This window comes from Latilactobacillus curvatus JCM 1096 = DSM 20019, assembly GCF_004101845.1.
In the GTDB taxonomy this organism is placed as follows: Bacteria; Bacillota; Bacilli; order Lactobacillales; family Lactobacillaceae; genus Latilactobacillus; species Latilactobacillus curvatus.
Window position 1 is genome coordinate 563850 of sequence record NZ_CP026116.1, and the last position, 17639, is coordinate 581488.

The window sequence follows — 17639 nt, forward strand, 5'->3', positions numbered from 1 at the left end:
ACATTGTTTTCACTAGGCAAATGACTGCTAGCGGACTATAATGGCGGTATCAAAGGAGGCTATTTCATGGTTCAAGAACGGCACATTTATGATTGTCAGGCGGGCTGTCCGGTTGAAAGCACGCTTCAAATTATCTCCGGTAAATGGAAAAGTGTGATTATTTATCAACTTTTGCAACATTCGGATCTCCATTTTGGTGATTTGACGCGCGCTTTACCCGATTGTTCGCGCCGCATGTTAGCCCTACAGCTGGAAGAATTAATTGCGGATCATGTGATTACTAAAACGGTGATTAGTCTCCGGCCGTTAAAGACTGAATATCAACTCTCTGAATTTGGTCAAACACTAAGTCCCGTGATTGACGCAATGGCAACTTGGGGAACTTATTATAATCAGGTTGCACAACAGGATGTTGGATACTGTAATTTGCAGTAATGCCTAAATTTGGATATTCGCTAAAGCACTTGACAAATTAACTTGGATAATGTAAAAATATAGTTGTTAAAAGTATAAGTAAACTTTGATAATGAAGTGGTGCATATTGAAAGAAACGAATTATGTCGAAAATAAAGTCTATGAATACCGAGTACTCCAACATCTTTCTCAAGAAAAATTAGGTCAAGCGGTTGGTGTTTCCAAGCAAACCATCTATGCAATGGAAAAAGGCAACTACTCACCTAGTTTGATTTTAGCCTTTAAGCTCGCACGATTTTTTGATGTACCAATTGACGTTCTATTCACTTATCGGGAGGCGTAACAATATGGCCCCTACTACACTTTTTAAATCAAAATGCCCATGTAATCGCTGGTGTGGCAATCGGATTAATCATCATTTCAATTCTGTTTTTCTACTATGGTATAACTAGAATTGGACGTTCGGATGAACGCTCACAGCTTATTATGTATCGCGTTTTTAAAACGATGTTTGCAGCGTGTTTATTATCGATGATTTTATTTATGACTTTTGTGCCAGACCGCTTAACAGCAGTTCGAGATTGGTTTACAACTCTATTCAGTCTTGTATTTATCAGTGGCGCATGCGCTGTTTTTATTGAACCACGGCGTAAAGTTTAACCCTTAAAAAAAAACGGTTTAGTCAATCTAATGACTAAACCGTTTTTTTAATATGTTGTTTTTCGTCCTTTTGGAATTAAATAATAAAAGATACCGATTAAGATGAGATCAATGATCATCAATCCAATAAAAATCGCTGTTCGACCCGTTAGGTAAAAGAACCAACTACCAATTGAGAAGCCAATGATTGAGCTAACAACTAGGTGCAGCGCAAAAATTTGGGTTTGTGCCACGCGGAATTTACGATATAAACCAGTGCTGAGCCCTTTTTGTGCGTGATAACCATTGATAACTTGGCTAAATAAATAAGTGAAACCGACCGCGATGATCATGAGGACGGCAATTACCGCGATTACACCCGCATTTTGACGGAGCCAGTTGACGCCGACTAACGGCGTCGTCTTCGGTGTTAAATAACTGTGCTTAGTCGTTTTGAAAATCTTTTGGTAAGTTTTCAGATGCGCTCCCATCTGCGGACCATCAACCAATACGGTGACTTTATTCAGTGGGCGATCATTTAATACAAATTCTGGTGACGTGGATACAAAAATGTGCTGATCAAGCGTAGTTGTCTGATTCGTACCGACAACGCCAATCACGGATAAGTAGCGACCATGATCTTGATAATACGCTTGACTAGCTGGTTTGTAGAGTTCAGCAAGTCGTGATTGACCAGCAACGACGACTGGAATCTGTGATTTGAAATCGTAACTGGAGAAGAACCGGCCGTCTTTTAATGGGACACTCGATAACTTCCCTTTCGCATAGACATATGAGAACCGGGAATCAACGTTGAATTGAATTTGAAAATGGCTTAATTTCGCGGCATCAATTTTTTGAATGGTTTTTTGAATCGACTGTTGACTCTTAGAATTAAAAATCACAGCATTTTCTGATAAACTATTGTGATTTAAGCGTTGGCTATAGTTAGTTTTTGCACGTTGGCTAATCGTTAACATGCCTAGAACTGTTAAACCAACTAGTAAACAATCTAATATTATTTTTTTCAGGCGCACAGTGGGCCCTCCTTTAAAGCAGACTATTGAATCCAGTAAAACCGATCACGCATTAAATCGAATGGGCGTAAGTAACGGTTAATCCGTGATAAACGGGCGTCGTTGTGATAATGGGCCGCCGTCCAAAAGGCGTGACTATTCGTGGCGCCAAAACGTTCGCCTAAGCACAACAAAACGGGGGCATTTGGCATTGCACGAAGTTGTTGCAGCAATTCATAATCAACTGGGACGCCGTTGGGTGACCAGGACATTAAGACTGCATCGACTTGCGGACCATATTTTGGGACCGCTTGTTTGGCGTCAAGAGCTGCCACTGACGTGACTAATTGGCGCCCTGTTTCATTCTCGGCAGTCCAGGCTAAACTATCGGTACAAATCACATCAGCGCCTGCCTGCCGTAAACCAGCACTTAAATAGCCGTTACCAGCCATGACTTCTAGAAAACGCCAATTGGGAAACTCGCGGACAATCGCCGCCGTCAAATCTGTAGTGATATAGGCCCACATGCCAAAGCGATTTTGCAAATATTCACGGTAATTGTGCAGTAAGTGGTCGATTAACTGTAACTGACGTTGAACCTCAGCCACACTAGCGGCGCTAAAAGCCCCCTGTTCAGCCTGGAGTAATATTTCTAAATACAGAGATTCATCAATTCCCAAAACGGGTAAATTATGTATGGGCAAGCCGTCCTGTTCAATCTGCAATAAACTAGTTAAAACAGCATGAATTTGTACTTGAATGGCTGGGACGGTTGCAAAAAAACGTTGACTCTGGCGCAATTTCTCTGGATAACTTAACTGTATCATAATGGATTCCGTTTCTAATATAAGTTTCTCTTAAACGATTAGAAAAACCTTCCCAATCGGAAGGCCAAATCGAACGTTTTAACGAATCCCGAGTGCAATGCGTGCATAACGGGACATCTTGCTGGTATCCCACGCTGGGTACCAGACGAGATTGACTTTAACTTCATTGACTTCTGGAATTTTGCCCATTGCTTGATGAATCGAATCCGTTAAAACATCGGTTAAGGGACAGCCCATCGTTGTAAGGGTCATATCAATCGTACATAAGCCATTTTCATCCAGGTTTAAACCGTAAACCAAGCCGAGATTCACAATGTCAATCCCGAGTTCTGGATCAATCACGGTCTCGAGCGCGGCTAGAATCCGTTCCTTTAAGTCTTCAATTGCTGCATCATCTTGTGGTTGGTCTGCCATGTGTCCTGCCTCCTGGTCACTCTAATAGCTCTATTATACTGGTTCAACCGACCAGTTACAACTGACGATCATTGACAACAATCCGCATACCCCCTAGAATAAAAAGACATATCGTGTTTTAACCAAACACGTTTTTAAAAGGAGGCGCCGCTATGCATCAAAAATTGATTGCACTGGATTTAGATGGGACTACCCTCAATTCAGATGCCCAAATTACACTTAAAACGCAACAAACTTTAACTGAATTACAAAACGCTGGCCACATTGTCAGTATTGTCACAGGGCGCCCAAATCGTTTGAGTGAACCTTTCTACCAACAATTAGGTTTAACGTCGCCAATGGTTAACTTTAATGGGGCTTTAATGCACATTCCGGGACAAGCCTGGGCCGGTGAATATCAATATACGATTAATAAAGACATTGTCTTTAGTCTCTTCCAACTAAAAGAACGCTTTAAGATTCAAATGATTGCCGCCGAAGGTAAAACGATGTTTTTAGCTGATCAAGCTTATGCCAACACGTTTTCTTTCTTCCCCACAACGTTGAAGTCCGATGAAATTTTAACCCGCGAATCGCTTCGGCAAGACCCAGCGGCCGTCACGGTTTTTGTGGAACGCGCTGATCAAGATGCGTTACGTGCTGAAATTCTGCGCCAATTCCCTGACGTTTCCGTCAACACTTGGGGTGGTCCTGCTAGCGTCTTAGAAATTGTGCATCATGGGATTCACAAAGCAACCGGCCTCGCAAAACTAGCGGCACACTACGACATTGATCAATCAGATATCATTGCCTTTGGTGATGAAAGTAATGATTTGGATATGTTAGCCTATGCCGGTACCGGGGTTGCGATGCAAAACGCAATTGCACCGATCAAGGCGATTGCAGACGACATCACACCACTGACGAATGCGCAAGATGGTGTGGTCAATTATTTACGGCAATATTTTAAGATGGATTAATGAAAAAGCGATTCGACAATTTCTGGTCGAATCGATTTTTTTGATGGATGAAACGTGCTTTTCAAGCTAACTTTCTGTGATTAGCTACATCCGTCAAATCACCGATTTTGTCGGTAATCTGCCTGATTAGGCTAATCCTCAGAAGATACCCGGCTTATTGCACACTCTATTCTGAAACGTGCTCCGTCAGATATACACTTCCGGTTAGTTACATACCGCAAACGATCGGCTACGCCGCTCATTCACGGTATTAGACTAATCCTCAGCGTATGACCATCTGACGTCGCACTCTATTTTTCGTCGCTCTTTAGCACGCCGCCTACTGAGTAGCGGTCTGGTTGCATTTCGTTTAGGACAACGTGCACGTGTTCTGCAGGTGCGCCTGTGTTTTTAGTGATTGCTTCTGTGACGTCTGCACAGAGTTGTTTTAATTGTGCTTGGCTCCGGCCAGCGATTAAATCGATGTGTACTAATGGCATGTGTGGTGCCTCCTTTAATTGAATACTTATATTATGCCTGTTTTAACGCAATTGAGCAACGGTAATTACTGTGTTTTTAAGCAAAAGAATGTATAATAATAGCTAATATTGATTTATCTATGGAGGCATTACAATGAGTGAACCCCTTTACCGTCAATTGACGGCCTGTACCAGTGTTTTAGTTGGTAAGAAAGCCACTGCAGACGGCTCAACTTTAATCGCACGTAACGAAGATAGCCAGGCAGCTTGGCCTAAACATTTAACCATGCATCCCCATCAAAAGTTAACGACTGCCCCGCACTTTGTCTCAAAAGACACGGGTTTTTCAATCGATTTACCACTTGAAGCCGCAAAATACACGGCGACACCCGAATGGACCGATGAATATGGACTATTCGAAGAAGACGGCATTAACGAATACGGCGTTGCGATGAGCGGCACCGAAAGTGCTTATAGCAACAGTCGCGCTCTCGGCTTTGACCCCTACATCGACAACGGGATTGCTGAAGAAGCCATGATTACAGTCGTCTTACCTTACGTGAAAACGGCCCGTGAAGGTGTTGCGCGGCTAGGCGCCATCGTTAGTGAATACGGCACCACTGAAAGTAACGGGATTCTCTTTTCCGATGTCGATGAGGTCTGGTATCTTGAAATCGGCAGTGGACATCACTGGGTTGCCCAACGGATTCCGGATGATAGCTATGCCGTGGTTGCCAATCAACTTGCGATTCAAGAAGTGCAATTCGATCAACCGGATTGGTTCATGACTTCAGAGGGGATTCAAGATTTTGCGCGTGATAATCACCTATGGCAAGCTGATACGCCATTTAACTTCCGCGATATCTTTGGGACCAAAGACCAAAGTGACCTTGTTTACAACACACCGCGCGTTTGGTACGGTCAAAAATTGTTAACGCCATCTGTCACCCAACAACCTCAAGACTTTAACCTCCCCTTCTTACGACAAGCCGATGCGCCCATTCAAGTCGAAGATGTCGCGCGAATTCTAGGCTCGCATTATGAAGGCACGGTCTACGATCCAATCGGTCACGGCACACCACAAGAAAAACATGCTTTCCGCCCAATTAGTTTAGCAAAGACGCAAGAATCACACATTCTCCAAATGCGCCCTAACTTACCGGTTGATGTTAGCGGTATTCATTGGTTATCAATGGGTGTCACGGCGCAAAGTGTTTACGTCCCATTCTATGCCGGTGCCGATGACGTCCCAGTCAATTACCAAAAAGGGACAAAGGATTACAGTCAAGATTCGATCTACTGGACCTATAAATTAGCTGGTATTTTGGTGGATGCACACTACGCCAAGTTCGCCAAGGACTTGGAACAAACGCAAAAACACATCAATAGTTTGATGGTTCAAAACATCGTGGCAACTGATCAAGCGGTTGCTGCTGAAACTGATGCACACCAACGAACCCTGTTGATGACCAAAGGTTCTGCTAAGGCTGCACAACTCGCACAACACGAAATGGAACGCCTCACCGCAAAACTGATTACGGATAGCGCGAACCTATCACCACTCAACTTTACAACGGATAGTAATTTATAGATAAAAATGGTCCCACATCGTATTTTGATGTGGGACCATTTTATTTACTCAGCAATCATCTCTCTAATCTTGTAAGTTCCACTTGCGTATCTAACTTCTACCCGATAAGGATGTCCATGGACAACTGATTTAGAAGGAGTAAATACATTTCCATTTAGGGAACCATAGTAGTTTTGGCCATTGGTGACTTCTGCCAGATAGCTGTTGTTTCCTAATACGACTATCTTATAATGCTTAAATAATTCGTTAGCAAAGGTAACGACGATTTTATTATTTTTAACACTCATGTCAGCAACTAAAGTGTTCAAGAACAGTTGCTGTGCATGGTTAATTCTTTGAGTCAATATCGTCTTTTCCGAGCCCTTAACTGCGTTAATTTGTGTTCGTAATTGATCTAATAGGTCTTGTGTGACCTCAGATTTCAACTGATCGTTTGTTTCAAATAACGCTTCAACTTGACGTTTCAGAAGAAGAATATCCTGACTAATCATTTTGAGAATGTAAGACTTGTGCGGTAATTCAGCCACTACGGTAACAACATGTGCATCCGCTTGGTTAGGAATTGTTAAGACATTATCGTCGAGCTGACCACCACTACTGATACCATTTTTGACCTCTGCAACTGGTTGGTCGTCAACAAGTACCTTAATTTTCGCATAGTCTTTAAACTTCTCATCAGTAAACGATACCACTAATGCTGATTGTGAATCCAGTTGAATATCTTTGACTAATGTAGCTAGGTATTTGTCTTCTAATTTTGTAAATAGTTCTAAGAGTTTTTCTTTATAGTCAAAAGTAGAAGGAAGAGCATCAATTCGATTTCGGAGAGCATCTAGTTTAGCTTGGGTTAGAATTGTACCAATCGGTTCTGATGCATTCAAATAGTTTAATAACTCTTCTTCAAGTGCAATACTATCAATTGAGTGTTCATATCGTTTAAAAGTACCATTTTTATTTTGCTGGGCTCCTATGTCAAGAATCCGGACATAAAAGTACGAACAAATTTGACTTTCAATTTAAATTACTTAATTTAATTTTCGGAGGCCGAAGTTTTAGTCCCGTTCAGATTTTAAAAACGCTTTAGAGTATACTAAATAAGCCCCAACATTATTGAATTTAATAGCCTGTAGCTACGCTACAAGTGAAATACGATCACTGTTATACCAACGAATATAGTTATCAATTCCGGCGATTGCTTCATGAATTGTCTTAAAATCTTGGAAATTAACGTATTCACGTTTCAAAATTGAATGAAAACTTTCAATTCGCGCGTTATCGCCGGGCTGACCCTTTCGGGAGTAAGAATGCTTGATACCATACTTCGATAAAGTGTTTTCAAATAAGTCACTTGTGTATTGGCTTCCCATATCACTATGAATAATTTGTGATTTAACTGCTTGCGCCATGACTTGGGTAATAACGTTAGTCGCTAGTTCTTTAGTCATCTGCGTATTAAGTTGGTAAGCAATAACCCGTCGGGTTACTGGATTATAGACACTAGCTAGGTAACACCAAGTATGGTTAAGGGGAATGTACGTAATATCAGTCAATAAAATACCAGATTGATCAGTTAACTGCTTAATCAAGTTTGGTCGCTGATCATAATCAGTCTGAGTGGTTGGCTTATTGATTCGTTTAACCATTCTAGATCTAATCCCTAATTCACACATTTGTTGATAGACCAGACGCTGACTAACGTGAATATCAGACTGTTGATTTAGTAAGATCGTTAATCGTGGGTAGCCATACATTGGATATCTTAACCAAGCCGTTAACACTTCTTGTTTAATTAAATGCCGGCGGCGTTCAGTTCTACTTGGCTGCCAATGTAGATAATCATAGTAGGTTGAGCGCGGAATTTTGAGTACTGATAAGATACGCGTAATGCGGTGCCCAGCAAGTAAATTAGCGTTGACGACTTCTAACACGAGGGCACGCCCTTTAATAATTAGCTTTTTGCCATGAGCACCGCCGCTCGTTTTAAAATATCAAGTTCTTCTTTTAACCGTTTATTTTCTTTAATCAGAGCACGTTCATTTGATGATAGCACTTTAGTGTTGTTAGGATCAGCTTGTTTAATCCACTTAGTGACCGTTGAAACACTGACGTTGTATTCTTTAGCCAGTGAGTTGGCCGAACGGCCAGTCTGACTTAAGCTAACAATCGATTCTTTAAATTCATTTGAATATTTAATTGCCATAATAAAAAGCTCCTTTATGATGTATTATATCGAACAGTTTGTCCGTAATTCCATCATAGGAGCCCATAAATCGGGCCCTCGTTTTCAACGGTAATCGTTGTAATGCCCTTTGTTAATGGATATTGTTTTTGATTTTCTCGTTCGGGCGAACCAATTGTGATAGATAATGAATCTTGCATCCCCTGAGCAACTGTCAAAACATCCCCTTTTTGGGCGTATAAACCGCTAGGCTCTAAACTTGAGTAGCGTAATGTTCTGCGTTGCCGGTCTTTTTCTTTAAAAACATCACCACGACCAATATAGGTTTTCATTTCTTGTGGTGCTTTTAGAGTTTGCTGGTGCCTCCCTTGGATTTGAGGCTATCTGCTAGCACGCTACTCGCTAAATTTTGGTGATTGTCACTTGGTTCAGCCTTAACTGTTTGTATAGAACTGATGGTGCTAGTTGTTAGGATTCCTAACGCTAAAATTCCGATTACATTCTTGATAGTCTCATCCCCTAAAAGTATTATTATTTTTATAACATATTCAGATTAGCATGGACTGCTGAAAATTGTCTATTAAAAAACCCTAATGATTTCTATAATTATTCTATTAATATTAAAAATGTCAATAATGATAACTACAACTATTACATTTAAGAATAAATCGCTCTATAATTGTGATGACAGTGTTTACAATTGTGTAAAATAAAATAAGACCCACCACTTATTAAGTGATGGGTCTTATTTTATTCAGTTATAAATGTATTATAATGAACACCCTTATTAAAGTAATTCCGCTACCAATGGCCAATTGATCATCTTCCAAAAGTTTTCGATGTAATCAATCCGGTTATTCTGGTATTTCAGGTAGTACGCATGTTCCCAAACGTCAAGTCCAAGTAGTGGTCGATTACGACTCATAAGTGGTGAATCTTGATTAGGCGTTGTCATGATTTGTAGTTCACCATTTTGATCGATAACAAGCCATGCCCAGCCAGAGCCAAATACACCAAGGGCAGCTTCGGTGAATGCTTCTTGGAACGTCTTAAACTTCCCAAAGCGGGCTTCAATCCGTTCGAGTAATTCCCCCGTTGGTGCTTCTGGCGCATTCGGTGTTAGAATTCGCCAGAAGAAACTATGATTGGCATGGCCCCCAGCATTATTGCGGACAGGTGTTTGAAGATTCTCAGGTAAATCATCGATGTGTGTTAACAAATCATGTAATGATTTACCTGCTAAATCGGGGTGCTTGGCTAGCGCCGCGTTGAGTTTTGTTACATAAGTCTTATGATGTTTGTCATGATGCAGATGCATTGTTTCAGAATCGATATACGGCTCTAAGGCCACATATTCATAAGGTAGTGTTGGTAATTTAAATGTCATTGTTCACCCTCCTTGTTATAACCTCATCATACAAGTCTATGGCGTTAAAAAGCGAATAATATGATTCTACGACCATTGAAAAAAGCTGACTAATGTTTATTAGCCAACTTTTTTTGAATCCTGGGTAGCTGCGTATCGATTTCTGCCAACATCATGTTCGGTGTCTTATGTTGGAAAAAAATGGTGTAGTCCGCAAGCCGATAATACTTTGGTCGTCGTTCGTGATACAGTTCGCGTAAACCATCGTGGCCCAATTGATTCACAAGTGGCCGCCGATCATTGCGCGAAACGCGGCGCCAATGTGCTTCATAACTCCCATTTAGGAAAAAAATGGGGATATGACTCTGTTCAAGTAAATGGCGCGTCTGAGCATCATCCACGACCCCGCCGCCGGTTGCGATAATCCCATCGTGTTGGATCAATGTCTGTAAGGCCTCAAATTCCATTTGTCGAAATGCAGCCTGCCCTTTTTCGGCAAAGATTTCGTTAATCGTCATTTGCTGTTCTTGCATGATGTAGCGATCCAAATCAATCCAGTCACAATGGTAATGATGTGCAACTTTGCGAGCAATGGTCGTTTTACCAGACCCCATAAAACCGATTAAAATCAGTTGCATCTAGTCAATCAACCCCTATGGTTCTATTTCAAATATATTGTTGGTTCCAAGACTGCTCCGCACATACGGTCAGTTAAACACTCTTTACAAGTTAGTTTCATTGTAAGGTATCTGTGGGTTGGTTACCAGTTTTTTTTGAAAATAGATTAGCCGCTAAAGTCGTTAGTGGTATGGATTGAATTTTTGGAACACCAATTGCATCGAGGTAAACAAGATTAATGGCATCTCCTTGATTCTTCTTATCATGTAAAAGTTGCGTGAAGAGTCGATCACTCATAAGTAACGGGCTATCTGTCGGCAAGCCGACCGCATTTAAAACAGTTGTAATCACTGGTGTTAAATGCGCTTCAGTCAGTCCACTTTGTTCGACTAAGTGCTGCATGGCAACTAACCCGATGCTGACCGCTTCACCGTGCATCAGGCTGCCATTGGCCAGGGTTTCAACCGCGTGGCCAATCGTATGACCGTAATTTAATAATTGGCGTTGATTACTTTCTTTTTCATCGGCCATGACAATCTGTGCCTTGTAGTGCACACTTTGCTGAATTAGTGTTTCAGCCTGCGCTAGAATCATATGCGCACTTTGAATCCCTGTCACCTGTTGCCAAAATGTCCCACCGTTGAGTGCAGCCACTTTAACGATTTCCGCATAACCGGCCAGTAATTGGCGTTGATCCAGCGACGTTAAAAAGTCGGGATCAATCAATACTAAATCCGGCTGGTAAAAAGAACCAACTAAGTTCTTGCCAGCTGGTAAATCAAGTGCAGTCTTTCCACCGACACTACTGTCAACTTGTGCCAAAAGCGAGGTTGGCATCTGAATAAATGCAATCCCCCGCATATAGGTGGACGCGATAAACCCCGCCAAATCACCGACAACCCCACCACCTAAAGCAATCACCCCGTCATGACGGGTAAAATTCGCCGCTGCCAGTTGGGAATAAAGTGCCATTGCTTGGTCAAGTGATTTCGACGTTTCACCAGCCGGAATAATAATCGGTGTGACTTGATAGCCAACTTGGATTAATTGAGATTCGACCGTTTCTAAATACAACGGGGCAACATTCGTGTCTGTGATTAATGCGATTTGACGAGGTGTCCAAACTTGCGCGATTTGTTCAGCACAGATGTGATACAAACCAGATTGGATCCGAATCTGATAATTTTTTTGTGTGAGGTGGACATCAATTATCACCATTAGTGCCGCCACTGTTTGACGACTGCATCAACGGCCCACACTTGATGACACATTTCAAGATAAGTAGCTGGCTTTAAGGCTTGTGCGCCATCAGAAAAGGCTTTTTCTGGATGATCATGAATCTCAACTTGTAACCCACTTGCCCCAGTTGCGACTCCAGCCCGAGCCATTGGCGTCACAAGATCCCATTCACCAGTCGCATGACTCGGATCAATTAAGACTGGATAGTGCGTTAATTTTTGTAAAACTGGGACAGCATTTAAATCAAATGTGTTGCGCGTATAGTGATTGTCAAACGTCCGAATCCCGCGCTCTAACAGCATAATTTGTTGATTACCGTTGGCAGCAATGTACTCGGCAGCATTTAATAAATCATCAACAGTTGCTGCTAAGCCACGTTTTAAAGCAACGGGAACGTTGATTTTTCCAACAGCTTTCAATAATGAAAAGTTTTGCATATTGCGCGCCCCGATTTGAAAAATATCGGTATATTGCGCCACTAAATCAACATGCGTTTCATCCATCACTTCGGTCACAACGTCCATTTGATAAGCATCAGCAGCCTTGCGCAATGCTTTCAAACCAGCTTCGCCCATCCCTTGAAAGGAATACGGTGATGTCCGCGGTTTATACGCGCCACCCCGCAAAATAGTCGCACCGCCTTCTTTAGCAACTTTGGCCATCGCCATAATGTGGTCAGCAGATTCGACCGAACAAGGACCCGCCATCACCGTGAAGTCTGCACCGCCAATCGTACTGTGTGCTAATTCGATGACCGTGTTTTCGGGTTGGAATAGCCGACTGCCAAGCACGTAACTCGGTTCATCCGTGGTGGTTGCCGCAATGACTTCTTCCTCTGCTGGGGTAAAATCAATTGCTTTTGCACCGATCACCGCTACATGGTGCTTAATCTGATAGACATTCGGATTTGTCGTGCGTTGTCGTGCGCAAAAATCATCAATCAGCGCTGAATCAGTATTTGGTTTAAATTGAATAATCATAAATTATTAAAACTCCTTCGTTAAAGCATGATAGATGGGATCGGTTTGTAGGACCTGGCCCGTCCAGAATTGAAAACTCAACGCGGCCTGTTCAACTAACATGCCAAGCCCGTTTTGGGTTGGATGACCACTTCGAGCCGCTAACTGTAAAAAAGCAGTCTGACGTGGCGCATATATTAAGTCGGCAACTAAACAAGTCATCGGTATTTGACCAATTAAAGGTGCTGCCAGCGGTAATCCAGGGGTATTGACCATGCCAAGATTCGTGGCGTTAATCACGCAATCAGCATTACTGAGTGCTTGTTGGAGTGCCTGTTCATCGGCATAATTATGTAGCACGATGGACATCGAATGGTGATTAGCAATTTTTGCCAGTCGTTGTTCAACCGCCGCATAAGTCGTATTTTGACGTTTGAAGACCTGAATCGTCGCCACACCATAACGAGCGGCGGCTTCGATAACCGCGAGAGCAGCGCCCCCACCACCCAGAATAACAATTTGCTGACTAGCTAGATTGGGATATCTTTTCTGCAAAGCGCGCCAAAAACCATCGCCATCAGTATTCGTGCCTACCAATTTACCCGATCGTAAAGCAACCGTATTGATGGCGCCAACGAGTTGCGCAGTTGGCATTAACTCGTCCATTAATGGCACAAGCGACTGTTTATAGGGCATTGAAAGATTAACGCCTGCCACACCAAGCGTCCGAATCGCTTTTGCGACATCTTGCGGCCGTGCTTGGCTATCGAAAACCAGATACCGCGCGTCGATTTGATGTTGTTTAAAACCCAGATTATGAATCATGGGTGACAAGCTATGGTGCGCTGGATGCGCAACCAAGCCGTAAAGAGCTGTATAACCTGATATCATTACATTTTCCTCTAAAACTATCATACTTTACTTAATGAGATTTTTAAATGGTTGGTATCAAAAAGTCATGCTTAATACTGTTATTTTTTGTCATTATCCGGTAAGATTAACATAGATTGAAAACGGTTAATATAATAGAAAGAGGTCCTTAATAATGTCGATCGAACGTCAAACGTTATCCGTTAAAGAACAAGCATTTATAGTTGATGCATATTGGTTAACACCCATTCCAGATTTCGAGCATCCAGTTAAACATCCCGTCATGATTATTTGTCCAGGCGGTGGTTTTACGTATCATTCAGGTCGTGAAACAACACCGGTCGCGTTGCGATTTTTAGCAGAAGGGTTTCACGTGATTGTTCTCCCCTACCAATTAATAAGTTCGACTGAAACCGTTTATCCGCTCGCTTTAAATCAGCTTGCTAAGACAATTGAGTGGGTGACTGATCAAGCTGGAGAATATGATATTGATTTGGATCGAATTGTTTTGACTGGTTTTTCAGCTGGTGGACATGTGGTCGCTACCTATAATGGCATTGCGACCGATCCAATCCACCGAGCTGATTACGGGTTAGACGATTACCGTGGTCATCATGCAGCGATTGTCTTAAATTATCCTGTGATTGATTTTGACGCTGGTTTTCCAATTGATGATGCAACTAAGCAACAGATTACAGTGGACCAAACTTTATGGCACGCACAAAAAAATATCACAGCAGCAGCTAAACCAGCTTTTATTTGGCAAACAGCCACAGACGCCCTTGTTCCAGCAACGAATTCACTTCTATATACACTTGCATTACAGCAACATAAAATCCCTGTTGAATACCATCTCTTTGGAGCTGGTGTTCATGGCCTTTCGCTTGCTAATCATGTGACTCAAACACCAGGCAAACCAGAATATGCTAATACTGTAGCAGCTCAGTGGGTCCCACTTGTATTGGACTGGTTTAAACTGATGGCAATTTTATAAGAACCTAAAAAGCAATGGATACAGTAATATTAACTGCATCCATTGCTTTTTTGCTTATTTACGGTCTGCCTTATTAGCAATACCTAATTCTTGACGATATTTAGCGACGGTTCTTCTAGCAACTTTAATGTCATACTTAACTTTTAACTGGTCCGCGATTTTTTGATCAGACAATGGATGATGGGCTTCTTCTTCCTTAACAACTGTTTGAATTGCAATGTGCGTCTGTGTCAAGGTGGGACCTTCCTCTAAAGTTGTACTCCGTTTGGTCAACAAATTCCGCAGAAGATAGATACCATTAGGCGTCCGAATTGATTTTTCTTTAATCGTTCGGCTAATTGTTGATTCACTGAGCTGCAATTGATTTGCGATATCCCGTAGAATCAATTGATTAGGATATGCTTGTTTTCCAGTAATATAATCCCACTGTGCCTTGATTAGGACTTCAGCAACCATTAATAATGTTTGCCCGCGCTTATGCAAACTCGTGTTTAACATCTGATACTCGGCATATTTTTGCTGAATGTATTGTTTGGTAGCGACATCGACTTCCTTTTGGAACTGCACGTAACTTGCATGTTCAAAAATCAGCGTTGGTCGCCCAAATTCAGTCAATAGTAGCTGATATCGTGAGCCATTCATCTTAATAATGACATCTGGCACTTGAAAATTAGTTGGTGAGTCATCAAACATATTTCCTGGTTCAAGACTCAGTGCACCTATTTTGTGTAAAATCGATTGCATGTCATCTTGACTAATGGCTAACTGAGTTTGAATTTGTTTAATATCACCAGCTAATAATTGTTCAAAATAATCAGTTATCACCAAAATACTAAGATCATCAGCCGGATAAATAGCAGAGGCCTGTAGTAATAACACTTCTTGTGCATCACGACCACCAACCCCGATTGGATCAAGTTGTTGTAGTAACGTCACAACGTCTTGATAAGTGGTCTGATCAATTTGATTTTCTTGGATAAAACGGGCTTCATCCACCTTTAAATAGCCATTTGGTTCAACCTCCAAAATCAGCCGTTGCAAAAGTTGCTGTAATTTACCTGCTTTAAACCGATAACCGACTTGTTCCAACAAATAATCGTATAAATTACCTGTTCCGTGAGCCGCTAGCTGATCAAAATTGAATTCTTTTGTACAGGCTTCGACGGACCCGACCTCAAACAAGGGGTTCTCTAAACTACGAGCTTTTAAATAATCCAGTAGGTCGAGACTATTAGATTGCAAAATTTTTAAGGATTGTTGCAATGTGGTAGATTGCAAATTTAATCCGAATTTTTGGACAAATTTGTCAGCATAACCTGATACGGTGTTTGCCAGTCGAGTATTTTAAGCGGTCGCTGGTTAATTTGGAGTAACGTCGTCGTTAAATCTTGAGCACTAATGTGCTCAAAACGAGTCCCTTTAGGATAAAAATAACGTAAATTCCGATTAAAGCGTTCATTACTACCACGTTCAGCTGGCGTATAAGCATGGCAGTAATAGGTCTTAATACCATATTGTGATTCAAGTGATACTAGCCCACTAAACTCAGTGCCACGGTCCACAGTAAAGCTGTGCACCGGACCATTAAAAGTGGTTAGGAACTTAGTTAGTACTTCATTAACAGTCGCTGTCGTCCGATCTTTTAACCGGTATGCCCAAAGGAACCGTGATTTTCGATCGATTAAAGTTAATAAAACTGCCTTACTATGCCCACGAGGACCAACGACTGTATCTAGTTCAAAATCGCCGATGCGCTTACGTTGATTAATCATCATGGGACGCTGTTCAATTGATCGCCCCAAAGATTGATTATATTTGGATCGTTGGTCAACGTTACGCCGTTGGCGTACGCCATGTTCAGGTAGATCATTCAAGGAGAAACCAATTCTCCCCTGATTTAGCCAATTATAAATAGATTTAGTAGCTAGTTTAAATTCGTGAGCAATCATTCCTGGTGACCAGCTTAGACGTAAATGGTTGAGAATTTTTTGCTTTAACCCATCGCTCAGCTTAGTTTTCCGACCACATCGTGATCGCTTGTATTCGGCATCTGTTTGTGCTAATTCAGCCTGATAAGGTTGACATCGAGATAATTCATAAGAAATTGTTGACGGTGATCGGTTCAGCCGAACGCCCATTTGGATATTGGACAGCCCTAATTCACAAAAGGTTTCGATTTTAATTCGTTCGGAATAGGTTATACTAGACAAAAGATCAGCTCCTAAAAGATGGGTTTGTGGTAAACACCATTTTAAAGGAAGCTGATCTTTTTTGTCCGAACAGCGTTCGGATTAATTTTACAATCTACCTTATTACCAAGTCCAGTTGCTGCGCGTGCTGGCGGATCTTCGGGTGGCTCTGGTGGTTCGGGTGGTAGCGGTGGTGGGTCTTCACCGACATCCAGTTATGTTGGCGGCCGTAGTCGTGATTATTATTACGATGATGCGGGATGTCGGCATTACTACAAGTCCCCAATGCGTCGTTTATTCGATAGTATAGTCACCCTGCCTTTCGTATTCGTCTCCCTTGGGATCATGATTTGGCGTAAAGTGCGTGACTGGTTAACCGGACGTAGAAAACGGGCACTGGCTGATACCATGCCGTTAGATGCTGAAACCGCGGCGCGCTTTGAAAATGCATTCTATCAAATTGAAACAGCTTGGCCCTCAAATGACTTAAGCAACGTGGCGGACTTAATGACGCCCCATTTTCAGCACCAACAACAACGCATCTTAAACCGTTATCAACGGCACCATAAACATAACCAACTTGAGAGTATCGCCATTGTTTCAACTGAGTTATTATTACCTGAAAAACCGAACCGCCAAGATATTCTAGTGACAGCGCAAATGCGCGATTACTTCACTGATGAGCGGCAGACAGCCACGGTTAATGACCAACGTCGTGAAGCGGCTTATATTGAACGTTTCAGCGAAATTTGAACGTTTAAATTAATTGATGGTCAATATCGTGTCGCTCATATTAATCAATCCCTATAAAAGAGCTACCAGTTGGTGGTTCTTTTTTGTTATTTAATTGGTTAAGTTTATTGCGTTAAACAACTTTTTCTCTTAAAATAGACCTTATCGATTTAAA

Annotated in this window: 20 protein-coding genes; 6 read left to right on the forward strand and 14 right to left on the reverse strand. The window is 41.9% G+C overall.

The features are described 5' to 3' along the window. The first annotated feature begins 66 nt into the window (after positions 1 to 66). Positions 67 to 435, forward strand: a complete 369-nt coding sequence (locus LCU_RS03000) for a winged helix-turn-helix transcriptional regulator (RefSeq protein WP_004271289.1) — start codon at positions 67 to 69, stop codon at positions 433 to 435. 106 nt (positions 436 to 541) lie between these two features. Next, positions 542 to 757, forward strand: coding sequence for a helix-turn-helix transcriptional regulator (locus LCU_RS03005; protein ID WP_004271286.1), 216 nt, complete (start codon positions 542 to 544; stop codon positions 755 to 757). A gap of 364 nt (positions 758 to 1121) precedes the next feature. Here the strand turns inward: LCU_RS03005 and LCU_RS03015 are convergent, their stop codons facing one another. From LCU_RS03015 to LCU_RS03025, 3 genes are all read right to left on the reverse strand, one after another. Continuing rightward, entirely contained in the window at positions 1122 to 2090 is a 969-nt protein-coding gene (locus LCU_RS03015) for a hypothetical protein (RefSeq protein ID WP_056966190.1), read from the reverse strand. 23 nt (positions 2091 to 2113) lie between these two features. Further along, entirely contained in the window at positions 2114 to 2896 is a 783-nt protein-coding gene (locus LCU_RS03020) for a class I SAM-dependent methyltransferase (RefSeq protein WP_056966192.1), read from the reverse strand. A 78-nt stretch (positions 2897 to 2974) separates the two neighbouring features. Then, positions 2975 to 3310, reverse strand: a complete 336-nt coding sequence (locus LCU_RS03025) for a metal-sulfur cluster assembly factor (RefSeq protein ID WP_004270916.1) — start codon at positions 3308 to 3310, stop codon at positions 2975 to 2977. Positions 3311 to 3462: 152 nt separating this feature from the next. Between LCU_RS03025 and LCU_RS03030 the strand changes: the two genes are divergently transcribed. Next, the gene (locus tag LCU_RS03030; protein ID WP_004270926.1) at positions 3463 to 4269 is read left to right on the forward strand and encodes a Cof-type HAD-IIB family hydrolase; all 807 of its coding nucleotides are present in this window, start codon (positions 3463 to 3465) and stop codon (positions 4267 to 4269) included. Between the two features lie 290 nt (positions 4270 to 4559). On the opposite strand, the gene LCU_RS03035 is transcribed toward LCU_RS03030, so the two are convergent. Further along, entirely contained in the window at positions 4560 to 4772 is a 213-nt protein-coding gene (locus LCU_RS03035) for a 2-hydroxymuconate tautomerase (RefSeq protein ID WP_301289936.1), read from the reverse strand. Positions 4773 to 4881: 109 nt separating this feature from the next. On the opposite strand from LCU_RS03035, the gene LCU_RS03040 reads away from it, so the two are divergent. Next, positions 4882 to 6318: a C69 family dipeptidase gene (locus tag LCU_RS03040; RefSeq protein WP_054644457.1), complete on the forward strand. Its 1437-nt coding sequence runs from the start codon at positions 4882 to 4884 to the stop codon at positions 6316 to 6318. 44 nt (positions 6319 to 6362) lie between these two features. Here the strand turns inward: LCU_RS03040 and LCU_RS03045 are convergent, their stop codons facing one another. From LCU_RS03045 to aroE, 8 genes are all read right to left on the reverse strand, one after another. Next, positions 6363 to 7199, reverse strand: a complete 837-nt coding sequence (locus LCU_RS03045) for a hypothetical protein (protein ID WP_054644456.1) — start codon at positions 7197 to 7199, stop codon at positions 6363 to 6365. Positions 7200 to 7448: 249 nt separating this feature from the next. After that, positions 7449 to 8518 (reverse strand): IS3-like element IS1520 family transposase gene (locus LCU_RS03050; protein WP_128486089.1). Its coding sequence is split into 2 segments (ribosomal slippage): positions 7449 to 8302 and positions 8302 to 8518, totalling 1071 coding nucleotides; the frame shifts between segments, so codons are not numbered across the junction. 53 nt (positions 8519 to 8571) lie between these two features. Next, positions 8572 to 8829 (reverse strand): M60 family peptidase N-terminal accessory domain-containing protein, encoded by a 258-nt coding sequence (locus LCU_RS03055; RefSeq protein WP_128486090.1) that lies wholly within the window; start codon positions 8827 to 8829, stop codon positions 8572 to 8574. Positions 8830 to 9284: 455 nt separating this feature from the next. Beyond that, positions 9285 to 9884: a superoxide dismutase gene (locus LCU_RS03060; protein ID WP_004270927.1), complete on the reverse strand. Its 600-nt coding sequence runs from the start codon at positions 9882 to 9884 to the stop codon at positions 9285 to 9287. Between the two features lie 89 nt (positions 9885 to 9973). After that, positions 9974 to 10501 carry a shikimate kinase gene (locus LCU_RS03065; protein ID WP_004270923.1) on the reverse strand — a complete coding sequence of 176 codons (528 nt, stop codon included), beginning with the start codon at positions 10499 to 10501 and terminating at the stop codon, positions 9974 to 9976. 97 nt (positions 10502 to 10598) lie between these two features. Next, positions 10599 to 11699: a 3-dehydroquinate synthase gene (aroB, locus tag LCU_RS03070; protein ID WP_004270919.1), complete on the reverse strand. Its 1101-nt coding sequence runs from the start codon at positions 11697 to 11699 to the stop codon at positions 10599 to 10601. After that, positions 11699 to 12700, reverse strand: a complete 1002-nt coding sequence (gene aroF, locus LCU_RS03075) for a 3-deoxy-7-phosphoheptulonate synthase (RefSeq protein ID WP_054644702.1) — start codon at positions 12698 to 12700, stop codon at positions 11699 to 11701. Before aroF ends, aroB begins: the two co-directional genes overlap by 1 nt. A gap of 6 nt (positions 12701 to 12706) precedes the next feature. Beyond that, on the reverse strand, positions 12707 to 13570 hold the full coding sequence (gene aroE, locus LCU_RS03080; protein WP_056966886.1) for a shikimate dehydrogenase: 864 nt from the start codon (positions 13568 to 13570) through the stop codon (positions 12707 to 12709). A 154-nt stretch (positions 13571 to 13724) separates the two neighbouring features. Between aroE and LCU_RS03085 the strand changes: the two genes are divergently transcribed. Then, complete coding sequence (locus LCU_RS03085) at positions 13725 to 14543, forward strand: alpha/beta hydrolase (protein WP_056966888.1); 819 nt, start codon at positions 13725 to 13727, stop codon at positions 14541 to 14543. Between the two features lie 54 nt (positions 14544 to 14597). On the opposite strand, the gene rpoN is transcribed toward LCU_RS03085, so the two are convergent. Then, positions 14598 to 15821 (reverse strand): RNA polymerase factor sigma-54, encoded by a 1224-nt coding sequence (gene rpoN / locus LCU_RS03090; RefSeq protein WP_081038340.1) that lies wholly within the window; start codon positions 15819 to 15821, stop codon positions 14598 to 14600. A 2-nt stretch (positions 15822 to 15823) separates the two neighbouring features. After that, a complete protein-coding gene (locus LCU_RS03095) occupies positions 15824 to 16753 on the reverse strand; it encodes an IS30-like element ISLpl1 family transposase (protein ID WP_128486092.1) in 930 nt (309 codons plus the stop codon). A 324-nt stretch (positions 16754 to 17077) separates the two neighbouring features. Here LCU_RS03095 and LCU_RS03100 point away from each other — a divergent pair, with 324 nt between their 5' ends. Then, the gene (locus LCU_RS03100) at positions 17078 to 17485 is read left to right on the forward strand and encodes a Tim44 domain-containing protein (RefSeq protein WP_004270815.1); all 408 of its coding nucleotides are present in this window, start codon (positions 17078 to 17080) and stop codon (positions 17483 to 17485) included. Positions 17486 to 17639 lie beyond the last annotated feature (154 nt).